Annotated in this window: 10 protein-coding genes; 3 read left to right on the plus strand and 7 right to left on the minus strand. The window is 36.8% G+C overall.

The features are described 5' to 3' along the window. Positions 1-315: 315 nt before the first annotated feature. On the plus strand, positions 316-2,283 hold the full coding sequence (locus tag ACP6PK_RS07980) for a PP2C family protein-serine/threonine phosphatase (RefSeq protein ID WP_426559153.1): 1,968 nt from the start codon (positions 316-318) through the stop codon (positions 2,281-2,283). Positions 2,284-2,978: 695 nt separating this feature from the next. Continuing rightward, a complete protein-coding gene (locus ACP6PK_RS07985; protein WP_426559154.1) occupies positions 2,979-3,203 on the plus strand; it encodes a ferredoxin-thioredoxin reductase variable chain in 225 nt (74 codons plus the stop codon). 479 nt (positions 3,204-3,682) lie between these two features. Here ACP6PK_RS07985 and ACP6PK_RS07990 read toward each other — a convergent pair whose 3' ends face one another. From ACP6PK_RS07990 to ACP6PK_RS08020, 7 genes are all read right to left on the minus strand, one after another. Beyond that, positions 3,683-3,916 carry a hypothetical protein gene (locus ACP6PK_RS07990; protein WP_094676768.1) on the minus strand — a complete coding sequence of 78 codons (234 nt, stop codon included), beginning with the start codon at positions 3,914-3,916 and terminating at the stop codon, positions 3,683-3,685. Between the two features lie 69 nt (positions 3,917-3,985). Further along, positions 3,986-4,780 (minus strand): YdcF family protein, encoded by a 795-nt coding sequence (locus tag ACP6PK_RS07995; protein ID WP_094676770.1) that lies wholly within the window; start codon positions 4,778-4,780, stop codon positions 3,986-3,988. 24 nt (positions 4,781-4,804) lie between these two features. After that, positions 4,805-5,149: a hypothetical protein gene (locus tag ACP6PK_RS08000; RefSeq protein WP_426559155.1), complete on the minus strand. Its 345-nt coding sequence runs from the start codon at positions 5,147-5,149 to the stop codon at positions 4,805-4,807. A gap of 607 nt (positions 5,150-5,756) precedes the next feature. After that, the gene (locus tag ACP6PK_RS08005) at positions 5,757-7,364 is read right to left on the minus strand and encodes a helix-turn-helix domain-containing protein (protein ID WP_426559156.1); all 1,608 of its coding nucleotides are present in this window, start codon (positions 7,362-7,364) and stop codon (positions 5,757-5,759) included. Positions 7,365-8,120: 756 nt separating this feature from the next. Continuing rightward, on the minus strand, positions 8,121-8,624 hold the full coding sequence (locus ACP6PK_RS08010; protein WP_094673419.1) for a helix-turn-helix domain-containing protein: 504 nt from the start codon (positions 8,622-8,624) through the stop codon (positions 8,121-8,123). Between the two features lie 1,295 nt (positions 8,625-9,919). Next, entirely contained in the window at positions 9,920-10,216 is a 297-nt protein-coding gene (gene fdxB, locus ACP6PK_RS08015; RefSeq protein ID WP_094673417.1) for a ferredoxin III, nif-specific, read from the minus strand. Between the two features lie 284 nt (positions 10,217-10,500). Beyond that, the gene (locus tag ACP6PK_RS08020; RefSeq protein WP_426559157.1) at positions 10,501-12,303 is read right to left on the minus strand and encodes a PAS domain-containing sensor histidine kinase; all 1,803 of its coding nucleotides are present in this window, start codon (positions 12,301-12,303) and stop codon (positions 10,501-10,503) included. Between the two features lie 1,575 nt (positions 12,304-13,878). On the opposite strand from ACP6PK_RS08020, the gene ACP6PK_RS08025 reads away from it, so the two are divergent. After that, positions 13,879-16,507 (plus strand): ATP-binding protein (locus ACP6PK_RS08025; RefSeq protein WP_426559158.1); only part of this gene is annotated, 2,629 nt, incomplete at its 3' end.

Here is a 16,507-nt window from a genome sequence, read left to right on the forward strand (position 1 = left end):
GGGAGTGGTGAGGTTAAATTTATTAGTGATTTTTCCGTAAAATTACTGTAATTTGGTGACATCACTACCTAGAATCATACCTTGACAAATAATCAGGTATATGATCAGTTTATTGTGAAATTTATCAAGATAGCTTCTATCTCAACATATCTTTGCGTTTTGACGCTCAGAAGGTTCTCTGAAAACCTCCTAATATATTTATCAAGAGCTAAAAAAACAATTCCTTACGAAAATTCTCAGATTAATCTTTAATTTTATTGCTTTTGACTTTTAATTTTTGACTTTCGACTTAATAAAAAGTATTTTTTCCTAACTATGATTACTTCTGCCCCACTAATTTATTGTCCAAATACTAATTGTCCCAATCCGTCTAACTCCTGGGGTCGCCAAGAGTGTGAAGCTTGCCAAACTCACTTAATCTATCGCTATTTATGGGCGGTTGCTCCAGGGGTTGAGATTTCTGTAGGGGAGTTATTGGGCGATCGCTACTATGTTGTAGCTCCACAAGTTTGGCTAGATACTAAACCTGGTGAACCTCCGTTTATGTATGAGGAGTTGCCAGATGATATTATGCCTTATCTACACTTATATCCCCAGAGGCTTCATACCCCAGAGGTATATGGTTTTTATCAACATGGAGAAGAAACTTACCCTACAGATATTCTGTTGTTAGATAACGTTCCTCTAGACTCTGAAGGTAAATTGTTTCCTCCTTTTGTGGAAGCTTGGCCTACAGCAACTCCTGTACGTCAGGTCTACTGGTTGTGGCAAATGATGCAGTTATGGAAACCTCTATCAGAACAGCGTGTAGCTTTTAGTTTATTTACAAATAATTTACGGGTGGAAGGTTGGCGGTTACGACTGTTAGAGTTGGACCTACAAAGCCGTAATACTAAACTTAGAGATTTTAAGATTTTTTGGTCAAATTTGATTCCTACTGCTCATCCTCATATTCAACAACCATTGACAGAGATTTGTCAGATGATTAGTGATATTGGTGAATCTCTAGAGGCGATCGCTCCGAAATTAAACCAACTATTATTAGATCAGGCAGCCCAATTACCATTAAGTTTCCAAATAATGGGGGCTACAGACACTGGGCCAGTGCGTCTGCATAATGAAGATTGTTGTTATCCTATAGAACAAGATTTAGTTAAGAATCAGCTAGTACCCCATTTAGCAATGATTTGTGATGGAGTGGGTGGCCATGATGGGGGAGAGGTAGCTAGTCAATTAGCAGTACAGTCCATTAAAAGATTAGTTCAAAACTTATTGACAGAGGTAGGACAACAACAGGAGTTAACATCTCCAGATTTGGTAAATAAACAACTGGAGGAAATTATTCGGGTAGTCAATAATATGATTGCCACTGAGAATGATGAACAAGGAAGAGAGTCTCGACAGCGGATGGGTACAACATTAGTTATGGCATTACAGTTACCCCAACAGGTGAAACCTTCCCCAGAATCAAATCCAAATAATGCCCATGAGTTGTATGTAGCTAATGTGGGTGATAGTCGTGCCTATTGGCTAAGTAGAAATGCCTGTCAGTTGTTAACTGTGGATGATAATGTGGCTTCTAGGGAAGTACGTCTGGGTCATTGTCTGTATTGGCAGGCATTACAACGTCGTGATGCGGGTGCTCTAACTCAGGCTCTGGGTACAAGGGATGGAGAGTTTATTCATCCCACTATTCAGAGATTTTTGATTGAAGAAGAGGGTTTATTACTTTTATGTTCGGATGGTCTAAGTGATAATGATTGGGTTGAGAATTCTTGGACTGAATATACTCCCAAGGTTCTCCGGGGTGAAATTTCTCTGAAGCAGGCAGTAGAGTCTCTAATTGATTTGGCGAATGAGAAAAATGGTCACGATAATACTTCGGTAGTCCTTGTCCACTATCGTCTTTCTCCAGAACAGTTGATTTTATCGAATACTCCTACAGCACCACCCCCAGTCAGGGAAGCTTTAATACCAGAATTGTCTGAAACTTCTCAAGAACTTCTTTATAGTAATGATGAAGAAGGATCGGAACCTGAGCCAGAGTCTGAAGCTAACCTTAATCCTAATCCTGAGTCTGAGTTAGAACCTGTCCAAGATTCTCCAAAATTAAAACCCTGGATGTTTATGGTTGGTTTGTTATTAATATTGTTGGTAGGAGCAGTTATAGCAGTATGGCGGAATTGGGAAAATTTTCAGTCAACTTCTGATGATTCTCCTGCGCCCTGGCAGAGTCCTATGATACCGGAGCCTTCTGAACCTCCAGTTTCTCCTAATTCTTAATCTTTAATTTGGGGCTGTTAACGAAGTCAGAAGTCAGAAGTCAGAAGTCAGAAGTTGTTTTTGTAATATCATGTCCGGATGTAATGGTATAAATAAAATATTTGGCGATCGAGAGGATATATTTTAATTTCTCCCCTACTCCCCTACTCCCCTACTCCCTTACTCCCCTACTATCTTAATTATAAATGTTCAACCGGACATGATATAATGAAGATTTTGAGCAACTATCCAAAAACATTTCGTCAATCAAGGCGGGCTAAATGACCCAATTATTTTGATACAGCACTTCCCGCTTCCCGTGAGGTACACATTTGGCGAGAAAGATGCCAGCATCAGAAGAGTTTTACTATTCGCTCCTTGTACCTCATTTGTCCGAAATCTGCTGTAAATAGTTAGACAAAATGATTTGTGTATTTACTAATCAGCTATATTCCTTGTGACTTTTGACTCTTTACTCTTGCCTAATTCCTAACAATTGAGATATTAATTTTTGTAGGTCTTTTGACATGGATGTATTGAAAATAATATTATCCCCTAAATCTATGATCTTTGATGAAAAAATTGTCAAAAGTTGAATAGATGTGAATGTGGGTAGGTTTTATGCAAAAATAAGGAAATTGTTAAATTTAAGTGTGTAATTTCTTCTTGGAGTTGCATGAAAATTTGTAGGAGAGGATAATACAGGGTTTTATTATATGAAATTAGGCGATCGTGTTCGCGTTAATAGTTCTGTTGTTGTTTATATTCATCCTGAACATAGAGGACAACCATTTGACATTAACGAGCAGGAAGGAGAAGTGATTGGTATTGTCAATGAATGGAAAGGTAGACCAGTTAGTGCTAATCTGCCTATTCTTGTCCAATTTACAAAAAAATTTAAAGTTCACCTTAAGGAAGAAGAGTTAGAAATAATCTCATAAATTAAGGTGAATGTCAATAGTTTTTATGGGGCGTTGTCCCCATTAAATTCCGTATTTGATATAGTAGTCTGAATGTGAGTTATTTAGAAAATTTATTGAAATTAGGAAACGGAAGTAATAAGTACCTGGACAAAATAACCAGTAGATTTTTGAATGTATGGAAGCAAAAAGCAAATATCGGAGATTCCAAAGATATATATAGCAATGAGCGCTGGTATATTTACAAATTGCAGGAGAGGCCAAAGAGCTAAAAGTCTTATATTATCGGCAATTTATTCCCCCTGTTGCCTGTAGCAATAGTGCCTGTTGCCTGCGCACAGCGCTATACAATTGATTTTGTCTACCAACTTATTTTAATCTATTTCCTTTAGCCCTATTGACTTTCAAGTCATTTTCGCTGTCAAAAATGTCAAAGTACCACTAATTATATGGATTTTTGACAAATAATTTTGTAGTGCTATACTAAGTTGTTTTTTTAGTTATTTACGATAAATTAGTTGTAAGAAAAAACCAAAAATATTGATGTCACTCCGCATTTTTTGTAGTTCTTTTTGGTGTTGTTCAGCTATAGCATAATACCACTGACAATAATTGTTAAAGTCTTCTCTATATTTTACCTCTTGATAAAATTCCTGGGTAGTTTGATAAACTTGACAAATTTCTGTAGCAGGTGAATTTGCTTCTGGAAAAATGCCTCTTAATTCTGGGTGCATTTAAAGTAACTCCTATTATTGTTATTGAATTATACAAATGTTTTGATTATAGCAAGAGAATATTGATTTTTATAACCAGCCGCGTAGACGATAAACGATCGTACCTATATATTCCTTTAAAACTTTAGTAGAATTTTGTAAATTTGCAGCATCAGGCATCATATTTAATACAATACCTTGCCAACTATCTGTTCTTTCTTGTAAATCTCTTTCAGTAACTAAAAAATCTGTTGGTGCTGGAATTACTGGTATTTTCTGCTTTTTGAATATCAAAAGAGAACGTGGAGTATGCAGCGCTGAAGTTACTAACAATACAGAACCTTTTATGTCTTTTGTTTCTAAAATTTGTTTAACATTAACAGCATTTTGATAGGTATTCAGAGAGTCAGTATCCTGTAAAATTGCTGTTTTTGGTACTCCCATAGACTCTGCAATTTCTGCCATATCTCCTGATTCAGGATTTCCTCCATCTTTCCAATCAATTCTACCTCCACTTAATATAAGAAAAGGTGCTTTATCTTGTTGATATAATCTCACTCCATGTAAAATTCTATCCCCTGCTTCACTAAAATCTACCCAGGGGCGCGGTGAATTAGCTGGTTTAATCCCACCACCTAAAACAACTATTGCTTCTGCCGAAGGTAATTCTTTTGGCGGTAAATTTTGCCATTCTAAAGATTGAATAAGCCCTTGAGAAACCCAAGAATTACTAAACACAAGTGTCACTGTAAATGCCAGAAAAATTGCCAATGCTGACCATTTAGGATGCCACCACAACAACACAAAAGCTATCAACATTAGGAGGCAAGATAGACCCAATGGATAGATAAATAAAGGGAGTAATTTAGAGAGAAATAAAAACATTAGTAGGTCAAATTTGACAGACTATTAGTATTTTTTTCGAGATTTTGAGGATATTTGACTTTGCCTGAAAAACCAACTCAATAGAGAAACACCGCTACGTTCTTTAGGTGTTTTAGGCCATGTTTTAATTGCTGAGGTTGGTTTTGATGGTGTAGGATAATCTACAGATTCAGCATCTGTTTTTTCTGGGATTTCTGGTCTAGATTCTATTTGTGACCAAAACCCTAATAATCCAGCAGAAATTCCTCCAATTACACCAAATATAATACTTGATTTTATTGTATATTCTAGTAAGCTAAAACTAATACTGAAAAATAGAGTAGCTGCTAGTCCGGCAATTAAGCCTGTTGATATTGATGGTTTATCCATGCTTAATTATAGTTATTGGAAACAACAATTTTTTCTAATTTAGCTAAAAATTATAGTTTTTATTAAATTGATTAATCTTGATTAATACAAATTTAACTTCCCTTCGGGGAAGTCAAAGCTCTCCGGTGGGGGAGCGTCGTATGGGAAAGCCAGGGCCAAGATTAGGATACCTTCATAAGCTGTTCATATGCCGCAAGACATGCTAGGTACATTTTGTTAGTATCAATGTCAACACAGGGGTCCGACATCACCTCTGTCACGCGCAGCGGTCAGGGTTTCCCAGACTGAATAATCCCCCGTTTTCCCGTAAGGGCAACGTCGGGAGTATGTCAAATTATAGCAGTCTGAAGTAGATACTGAGGACTCAAGAATCAGGAATTAGGAGTCGTGAGGGGGAGAAAAATCAAGGGACAATTTTTACTCCTACCTCCTCTATAAATTCCCTGTTCCTCCTAACTATTCCCAAGGGTCAATACCTACAGGAGATTTAATTTTTTTCTGGCTCTGAAGCCTTCTGTTCTAGATAACTAAAACCTTCTTCCTTCTTCCTTACCCTTACCTTACAATACAGAATGCTACCGGATCTGTAATATTGTTCAATTAATCACTATCCTCCCAAACCCAAAACGTTCTGTAATAACATTTGGTCTTCACCTTTAAGTTGAAAGCGACCACTCTCAATATCTCTAATCCAACTTTGGCTTTTTCCTAGCATAGTTGCCAATTGTCTCTGACTTAACTGTTGATTTTTCCGAGCCATCATAATTTGTTCACCACAGATAGCAGAAAGCTTCTTTGTTTTTTTGCGCTTATTAGTATAGCGTAGCTTCTGTTTTTCAAATTCTGCTAAATGTCGATCCCATTCCTGGGGGAGTTGAAACAACAGAATACGAGCATTCATTAACATATTCCATTTACCTCTTGGACCGTGATCTGTTAATCTCTGATGATTACTACCATCATCGATCCAAAAATCTAAAGCTGCATCACCATCATCAGGTAAAGCTGCCAATTTAGCCCACATTGGTTGAATTTCCTGGGGGTAAGTTACGGGGTCAAATTCAGGTTTGAGTCCATAATGGCTGAGAACTTCCAGATCGCTCTCAAAAGTCTTCATTAGTCGTTTTCGATCATCTCTAAACGAAGATGCTTGTCTAACTTTATGTTCACCATAAGCAACTCGCATTAAGGTAGGTACAGTCAAGCGTTGCTCCCTACCCATTTTTGTTTTGAACAATAACCATAACAACATTCTCGCAGTTCCTTCATGTTGCTGCCAGATACTCATCACAGTAGTTAATACAGACTTAGGTAAAATCCCATATTGATAAAATGCTGTGCGCTCTTTGCAAGCTTCTTTGTTAAGGAAATACTTAGCCCAGATACCAGCTCTAACTCTAAAAGTCAGACCAACAAGATGTTTACATCCTGTGGAATCTTCAGAAAAGTGATGTTGAATTTCTAATATATGCCACAGTTGACTTTCTGGCAATGAGAAGGCATTTATTTTGCCTTGCTGTGGCCACTCAATAGTAGTGGTAATTTGGCAAGGTTGTTGAGCAAGATTTTTAATCAAACTCAGTTTAGTTGCCTTAGATAGGTCTTTGCGTTTTTCTAGCCCCAGGTATCTTTCTATTTGCTGATCGCTGATGACAAATTCTTGCTCCCATGGTTTGTCAATAACTGTTGCATGGGCAGCATAAATTAGGTGTATACAGGCTGCTCTGATATCCATTGCTGGTATATCTGTTACTGTTTTGACATCATCATTTAGAGTTTTGGATGTATACTTGAAATCTTTGAAGCTGAAACTAATTGAACCCTGACCTTGCTTAATAGAACGCTGATAAATCAGTTTACCTTCTGGATCTACTGTCCAAGGTAGCGATCGTCTCTGCGCCAGAATATTGCAAGCTTCCCAGATTACTATAGAAGAAGCAAAGGGACTGTGCTTGCTATCGGGAAATAAGTCAGAGGTGGTGGGTGTTCTTGTCTCAGCCTTATATCTACCTTTTTTAGGTTTTGTAGGAACAGGACTACTAATGGAACAGTGAACTACACACTGAGGCTCTTCGTGATATCCCTCACAGCTATTACACAGTTCAGGATTAATAGAGTATTGTTCATTCTCGACAACGATCGCACCTGTTGGGCACTGGGTTTGGGGCACACAGGTGGCACATCCGAGACAGTTTTCAGTCATTTTATGAGTCATAACAAGCCCCTGTTTTTACGGTTGAGCATTTAGGTGTTAGTCATACTGCTTGTCATCTGTAAGTTGATTTTGCTACCTATTAAATAGTGATACCCTGATTGCTGTACAACTAACTATCTAAGAAGTTAAAATATCAAATCTTTATAGTTCATAAAAATATAGTCAAATATGACATATCCTTATTTTGCAGGTCTTACCCTGACGCTCATGTTAGCGTTTGCGTAGCATTCCGTTTGCGTAGCATTCCGCAGGAAAGGAAAGCTCCTTCTTCGGAGGAACTACAACACCACGCCAGTTGTTTCAAGTCGGGAGACCCGCCCAGCGCACTGGCTTCTCTATCCCATGGTCAAAGATAAAAGGGAACTACTTTTTTCATTATGTTCAGAGAACCGTTCACATCAGCATTGATTAATCCTTTGCTAATGGTACGATACCTAGTGATTTAAGTATTTTCACTCAAGTTTAAATTGAGACTTTATAATAAACCTTAATATTTCATATTTTTTTTAGATTAGATGTTCAGAATGAGCAAATTAATATTATTTTTATCTTTGTAGTATGAAGTAATTAATAGGTTATTTCACCAATAAGGATATTTATACATTTAACTTGCAATAGTTGGTAATTTAAATGCTAATTTAACTACTAATTTTTAGTAAAAAAACAAAGGGAAAATGCTTAAATCATTATTACTAAAGATATATTTATCAGCATTTTCCCCCAAATATAAACTTCTAAATCTCCTAATTATTGAGATTACTGGCTAACATTTCTCTCAAGTTTCTTACTTGTATGATTGGCTCGATTATTAAGCTGTACTCTACCTCTAGGAAGGCGAATATTTTTCTGTTTAAGAATTCTCCTAACTTGAGTACCACTAAGTTTAATTCCTGTTCGTTGAGCAAGATAATTTGCTAAACGTTCTCCACTCCAATTGCTACATTCATAACCTAACTGGTTAGGAGATTTTTTTGTAACTTCTATCAATAACTGAATATATTCTTCTGTGGCTTTGCGAAAATTGCCATGTTCTCGTTGATCTCGTAAACTATCTAATTGATCTGGGTCTCCATGTACACACCAATAAGCAACTGTTCTATAAGAACAACCTATAAAGCCAGAAATCTCCGAATAAGTTTTTCCGTCATTTAATAGGAGTAACATCAATACTCTTTCTCGGAAATGAGAGCAACCGCCCTCTCGCAAAGCTTTCTGCAATCTTTTCTTTTGCATTGAACTGAGAAAATCTTTTGCAGGCATAACAGCTACCTCAGTTTAACAACTTAATGCAACTTAGCTGCACAGTATCTATAATCCGCTTTTTCATATCCTTTATTTAGGAGTATAAGCTGCAACTTCAAACCTAGGCAAAACCTTTGCCTGTTATAGCCTGCTACCCTATACTAAAAGCAAGTTTATAGCAGTTTTCATGCTCGATAGACCACAGTCGATCTGCACCGGGGGGCATGATGGAAGATTTGTTGATGTCGCAAGTTGAGGAGCGAGAACTTTGAAACTAGCCTTGGACTCCTAACTCCGCGCCTCCTAACTCCGCGCCTCCTGACTGCTGACTGCTGAGTGCTGACTCCTACAGCAGTTTTGTGGTTTACTCAACTGAAAAGCGCTGTAAATAGATTACTAGATTAACTGTACTACTTAACTTGATGGAGATGACTTCTTTCGGGTATTAAGAACCGGATTTAACTTAAGCCCCTATTTTTCACAACTAATCTGGCCAAAACAAGACCAGAAATATCTGATGTTAGACAAGCTGAAATACCTGCATCTTTTGGATAGATAGTCAAGTCTTCATCTTAGTAGAATGCTTGTAGATAGTTGAGAATTAGATTAATATCTACTTCATAAAACTGATATAAAATATCACATAGCGTGATATTTTTATGTTTACTTCCTGTCTCTTGGTCAGCGTTCCCTCTCTTGGTCAGCATTCCCTTGCGCCTTCCGGCGACGCGGGGTCTGACCGCTTGCGACTTGCCTCTTGCAGAGGAGCTGCCTCTTCCAGAGGAGCTGCGCTAACGCTTTTTCGTATAGGGAATGCTCCGCAAACATGTCGCTCCGCGAAACGGCGGCGCGGGGTCTAACCGCTTGCGTCTTACGCCGACGCGGGGTATGACCGCCTTCAAGCGGAACTGTCGGCAGCACTACCTCCACAGGCATTGACGATCAAGCCGACCGCATTCCTCACATTAATGCTCTTGATTTATATTTGCTTGTGCCTATCCGAAACTAACGTAGTAATGGTGTTTTGTACAGCAAGCTGTTTGTAAAGGCAATAGTTTTGGGTTGGGGTAAGTAGAGGCAAGAACATCCCTACACTTTTATATGTGAACTCGCTTTTGTGCTACTTTTGTTAAAGTTCATAATTTTTGGGCGAGTCCTTCCTGTTATCACTAATGACAAAACTGCACTACCTTACAATTTAAGAAAGTCAGGGAGTTCAGGTTTTGGGTAAGCAGTTTAACTAATGAATACACCTGAACCTAACACTCCACAAACTTCTATCTCAATGTTTCTGAGTTAATAGTCTTGCTAAGTTATGCATCTGCAGGAGCATGAGTGAAGCATTTCTTACCGCAAATGTTAGCGCAAGCTTCACATCCAATGCAGTCATCTGCATTAGCAATAGTCATTACTTTTCTTAATACTTCATCATCATCATCATCATCATCCACAAACTCTCCATGCTCATTGAGTGGTCTAAGTTCTAGAACATTTCTATGACAAACTTTAAAGCAACGACCACAACCTAGACATTTGTTCATGTCAATAGATTCGACATATTGAGGAGTCCAAGCTGTACCACCTTTAGTTAAAGCTGTTAATGTTGCCATCAGTTCTTCTCCTTTTGATTAGTAGGCTAATTGTTTGTTTTGTTGCATCTTTTTATATAATAGCTATTCACTATTCCAAAAAAGTATTTTTTTATACTTTTTTCAGGTTTTAATCTAATATTTTTTCGATCATTTATTGCATATTTAATTATTAAAAATATTTTGCAATTATTTATCAAAAAATATCTATATATCTCCCAAAAATATGAGTAAATTTTGACTTGCGCGTAGCGGTATATAACTAATTAGATTGTTATAGTCGCTACGCTCCAATTTTTCGGGAACTATCTTGAATTAGCCTTAACTGGAATTAATATTTCAAATAAAGTACCTCCATTTGGATTAGATTTACATTTCAGTTCTCCCTGATGTTTTTCGACAATAATTTGGTGAGAAATGGATAGTCCTAAACCTGTACCCTTACCCACTGGTTTTGTGGTAAAAAACGGGTCAAAAATTCTTTTTTGCACAGAGTCAGGAATACCACGTCCATTATCATAAATAGAAATTTTCACACAATCGCGATCGACTCCTTTTTCTGAATAATGATGTATTTCGGTTTTGATGGTAATAATGCCGGGGATTTCTTGTTCTTCTAAAACATCTATGGCATTAGCAATAATATTCATAAAAACTTGATTTAACTGACTTGCATAACACTCAACATTAGGCAAATCCCCATACTCTTTAACAACAGTAGTTTCTGTTTGTTTTGCTGTAGTTTTTAAGCGATGTTGTAAAATTAATAAAGTGCTATCTATACCAGAGTGAATATCTACTTTTTTCATCTCTGACTCATCCAGACGAGAAAAGTTTCTTAGAGATAAAACTAGCTCTTTAATTCGATTCGCTCCAATATTCATTGAATCAACTATTTTGGGCAAATCTTCTATTAGAAAATATGCCTCACATTCTTCGGCAAAATCTGTAATTTCTGACACTGGTTCTTGATAGTTTTTTTGATAAAGTTGCAGTAAATTTAGTAAGTCTCTAATATAGTTATTTGTATGAAGAATATTACCGTAAATAAAGCTAATGGGATTATTAATTTCATGGGCAATACCAGCAACCATGTGACCCAAGCTAGACATTTTTTCTGCTTGTACTAATTGAGCTTGAGTATTTTGTAATTCTTTTAAAGTTTTTTCTAATTGTAATGCTCTTTCTCGTTCACGTTTTTCTGATTGTTGGAGTGCAATTTCTCCTTCTTTTCGTTCTGTAATATCACGGACAATTGCTAACACTTCATCTGTACCACTTTTAACGTAACGAGCTTCATAATGATAGAGGCGATCGTTGATAAAAGTAGAATATTCTCCTGCTTGCACTTTACCAGTTTTGAGAGTAAGCTTTAGGTAGTGTCTAGTCCAAACAGCTAAATCTTCAGGAAATATTTCTTCTAGAGTTTTCCCTAATACTTCTGATGCTTCAGGAGCATTTTCATCGTCTTTGTCCGGATAATAGTCAAGAAAAACTCCTCTTGAGTTGAGGCGTAACATTAAGTCAGGAATAGCATTGAGGAGACTATGATTTCGTTCTTGGCTTTCTTGTAGTGCTTCCTCTACTCGTTTACGTTCAGTGATATCAAATCTAATAGCTAAATATTGATAAGGTTGGCCGAGATCGTTTAAAAAAGGCACAATAGTAGTATTAACCCAATAATAACTACCATCCTTAGCTCTATTTTTAATTTCTCCCCTCCAAACTTGACCGGATCTAATAGTAGACCATAAATCTCTAAAAAATTCATGGGAATGGTATCCAGAGTTAAGCAGACGGTGAGTTTTGCCAATTAGTTCTTCCCTAGAATATTGAGAAATTTCATAAACTTTATCATTTACATACTGAATAATACCTCTATGGTCTGTAATAGCAACGATCGCTGCTTGATCTATGGAAAATTGGATATCAGATAGTTCTTTGAGGGTTTTCCGCAGTATCCCTTCTAGTAAGCGGCGTTCTGCAATTGCCCTACCATGGCTAGTTAAGTTGTGTGAATCGTGATTTTTTTCAATTAAGGCCGCTACCATCTGGTTAATCTCATCATGGTTATCAGTAGATTGATTTAGAACTTGATTGACTTCCATAGTTTCTTGTTACTCCTTGTTTAAGTTTGATGTACTGCTGATAATTTGAGCTTCACTTTTAGGTTGAGAAAAATTTGTAGCTTTGAGGATCTCAACTTAATAAATGCGAGGCCGATTGTTTGTTGTTTAGCAACTTAATTTTGGTAAATACCAGATAGTAGCTCAAACTGATGAAATGCTTACATTAATATAAAGAGCATATAATTTTCCTACTTTTTAGTTTAGTTAAATTAATTACCAATTAATAGATGTCGAAGTAAAGATTTGTTTCAAATTGTATAAATTATTTTATACAAATGTAAATATTTAATGCAGTCGTTCTTGATACTAAAGTTTGTTCAAAGGTTTTTTACAGATACAAATGGGTTATCTTCAAAGATGTTCTTTTGTTGTACCCCTCTAATTATGATGATGATTTTAGCAGGAACCAAAAAGACTATTCAAGAATCTATATTTATAGACATTTATTTCGAGTTTTTTGTCAAATTTGTTACAGACAATTAAAGATTTTTATGTACTAAAAAGAATTCTTTCTGGATGGTGGTGCATTATAGAACCCCTGAAGGGATCTATTTAAAATTAGAGATTGAGAGTAGGGGAGTAGGGGAGTGGGGGTAGGGACGTTGCATAAGGGCGTCCGTACGGGAGTGGGGGAGTGGGGAGAGATGGGGAGATGGGGAGATGGGGTGTATTAGATATCTCCCACTCATCCAATCATCAAATCAATTATTACCCATTTTTTATCAATTAATTCTCCCTCCGACCTATTTTCTGGAGATACGCTTAGGGCTTCTATGCTAGAGGGAGTGTGGGAAGTGTGGGAATAAATTACAGCATATTTTGGACTAATGATGTACAAGTTTAAATGGTAAAGTTTTTGTAGCACAGCCATCTTGCCTGTTAGCTCTGTACCTCACGAGCAACGGGAAGTGCTGTAAAAATGTGTCTCACTGCACTACTAATATGAAATGCTAAAATTTTTGCTACAAATACTGAGGCTTTTTCAAGGAGTTATGAGTCAGGCGGAATAGCCTCTTAATCATTTATTTAAAGTAAAAATCTATTTTTCTCAAATAGATAAGTCTTCAGTAAAGTCTTTTAAGCACTATACTATTTGTAGCATTATTTTTTAGATTTTATATCAACTAAAACCCATTTAAAATGCGTCTTAGCAATTCAGAAGTTAGAAGTAATAAGAGTTGTACTTTTAACTTGGTACACAACAAATTAAGTGGTTTAAATGCAAAACAGCTTATCATGTCTAGCTTACAGGGCTTTTCAGATGTATAAACCACATCGTCATAACCAAAACCCTCTAAAGGCGATTTCCGTTTGTCATACTCCACATTTCCTGACGGAATGCTCCGCAAACATTTCGGCGACAGCCGTTTTGCTTTTCGACTGTCGCCGACATGGAAAGCGGAGCATTCCGTCAGGAAAACGCTGCGCGACATGAAACGCAAAAGGATTTAACCTTACATTTAACAAAAAGTTTCTCAGGAGCAAAATTATTTCCGAATTAACTCGACTGCATTAGAATAAATAGAGTGCCTAACTTTCTCCTTCGTTATTTTTATGGTTAATCTTGCTGGATACCAGGATTTTATTCAAATTCATAAGAGTGCGAACTCTCTAGTTTATCGCGCTCGACGAGTTAGCGATAGAGCTACTACCACACTCGGTGAACCCCAACCCGTCATCCTAAAATTTCTTAACCAAAACTATCCAACCTCCGAGCAAATTCGACGCTATAAACAGGAATATTATCTGACTTGCAAATTAGAGTCTCCTGGTATTATCAAAGCTTATAGTCTAGAAGAATGGCAAAGAAGCTATGCGATCGTATTTGAAGACTTTGGGGGAATATCCTTAAAACGATGGCTAAAGGAGCATAAAGTTTTATCCCCCTCAGAATTTTTAGTCCTGGCGATCGCAATTACTGAGATTCTAGGACAAATTCACGCTCAAAATGTTATTCATAAAGATATTAATCCCGATAATATTGTTTTTAATCCTAAAACTAAAGAAGTTAAAATTATTGACTTTGGGATTGCTACCCAACTTAGTCGAGAAAATCCGACCCTAAAAAATCCCAATGTATTAGAAGGTACGCTAGCTTATATTTCTCCAGAACAAACAGGAAGAATGAATCGGGGTTTAGATTATCGCTCAGATTTTTATTCTTTGGGGGTAACTTTCTATGAAATGTTAACGGGAAAATTGCCCTTTGAAAGTTCCGACCCTTTGGAGTTAGTTCATTCCCACATTGCTAAACCTCCTCCGTCAATTATTAGTCAAGCACAAAAAGAGCAGAAAAAAATTCCTCCAGTGCTGGCAGATATTATGATGAAATTGAAAGCCCAAAATGCTAAATCTCGACCTTCAAATATTGGAAATATTGGTAAGGTAACAGTGAGTCAGACAGCAATTCCCCCTGTACTGGTAAATATTGTGATGAAGTTGATGGCCAAGAATGCGGAAGACCGCTATCAAAGTGCTTATGGGTTAAAAGCAGATTTAGAAGAATGTGGCCGACAACTAGAAGAAACAGGAAATATTAATTCTTTCCCACTAGGTAAACAGGATACTTCCGATCGCTTCCAAATTCCCCAAAAACTTTATGGCAGAAAAAAACAAAGAGCAACTTTACTAGAAGCATTTAAGAGGGTTGTCGCCACGGGAAATGTGGAACTGATGTTAGTGAGCGGTTATTCTGGTATTGGTAAATCATCCCTTGTGCAAGAACTTTTCAAACCGATCACTGAATTTCGGGGTTATTTTATCTCTGGCAAATTTGACCAATTTCAACGCAACATTCCTTATTCAGCAATTGTAGCAGCTTTTCGTGGATTAATTGGGCAATTATTAGGAGAAAGTAGAGATACGTTGCAAGTTTGGCGAGACAAATTATTGCAGGCATTAGGAAAGAACGGACAAATAATCATTGATGTTATTCCTGAATTAGAATTAATTATCGGCAAACAACCTGCCGTTACTATATTAGGAGCAAATGAAGCACAAAATCGTTTTAATCTTGTTTTTGGTGATTTTATTAGTTGTTTCTGCGGCCAAAAGCATCCATTAACTCTATTTATTGATGATTTACAATGGGCAGATTTAGCAACTTTGACATTAATTGAACAGCTATTAATAGCAGGAAAAACCAAATATCTTTTACTCTTAGGAGCTTACCGTGATAATGAAGTTTTGGCAAGTCATCCTTTGGCTATTTCTCTTAACAACCTGAAGCAAAACAAGGCTGCAATTAACAAAATCAAGTTGAAAAAATTACCTGTATATCAAATTGCTTGTATCATCGGTGATACCTTGAAGCAGAAGCCAGAAAAAGTTTGTGACTTAGCCTGGTTAGTGAGGGCAAAAACAGGAGGAAATCCTTTCTTTGTTAATGAATTTTTAAAAGCATTATATAGCGAAAGATTACTAAATTTTAATCATAAATTAAGAGTTTGGCAATGGAATATAGAAGCGATAAAGGCTAGGAGATTTACAGATAATGTTGTGGAATTGATGGTAGGCAAGCTGCAAGAATTACAAAAATCAAGTCAAGAAATTTTATCTCTTGCTGCTTGTTTGGGAGCAGAATTTGACTTAAAAATTATCACTTGGGTAAGCAATATTTCTGCTCAAGAAAATTTTCATTTGTTAAAAATTTGTCTTGACCGAAACTTAATTTTACCCCAGTCCGAATTGGATGAAAATCTGCTGATTCAATCTTTTAAATTCAGCCATGATCGCATTCAGCAAGCTGCTTATGCTCTAATTCCCGATGACAAAAAAAACCAGACTCATTATCAGATCGGACAACTGCTGTTACAAAAAATGTCCCCAGAAACCAAAGAAGAACAGATTTTTGAACTTGTCAATCAATTAAACTATGGAACAGCTTTAATTAGCGAACAAACGGAGCGAGATGAATTAGCTCAACTAAATTTGCTTGCCTGTCGCAAAGCTAAAGATGCCAATGCTTATCAGGCAGGTCGTGAGTATGCCAGCATTGGATTATCATTACTAGGAGAAAATGCTTGGTCCAGGCAATATGAAATGACTTTAGAATTCTATGAGCTGGGGACGGAATTAGCTGCTTTATGTGGTGATTTTGAGGTGATGGAACAGTTGATTGAGATAGTCATTGCCAATACCCGCTCTTTACCAGAACAAGTGAATGTTTATCGAATTAGAATAC

The organism is Dapis hubbardiae BLCC-M172 (assembly GCF_050016015.1).
GTDB lineage: Bacteria > Cyanobacteriota > Cyanobacteriia > Cyanobacteriales > Microcoleaceae > Trichodesmium.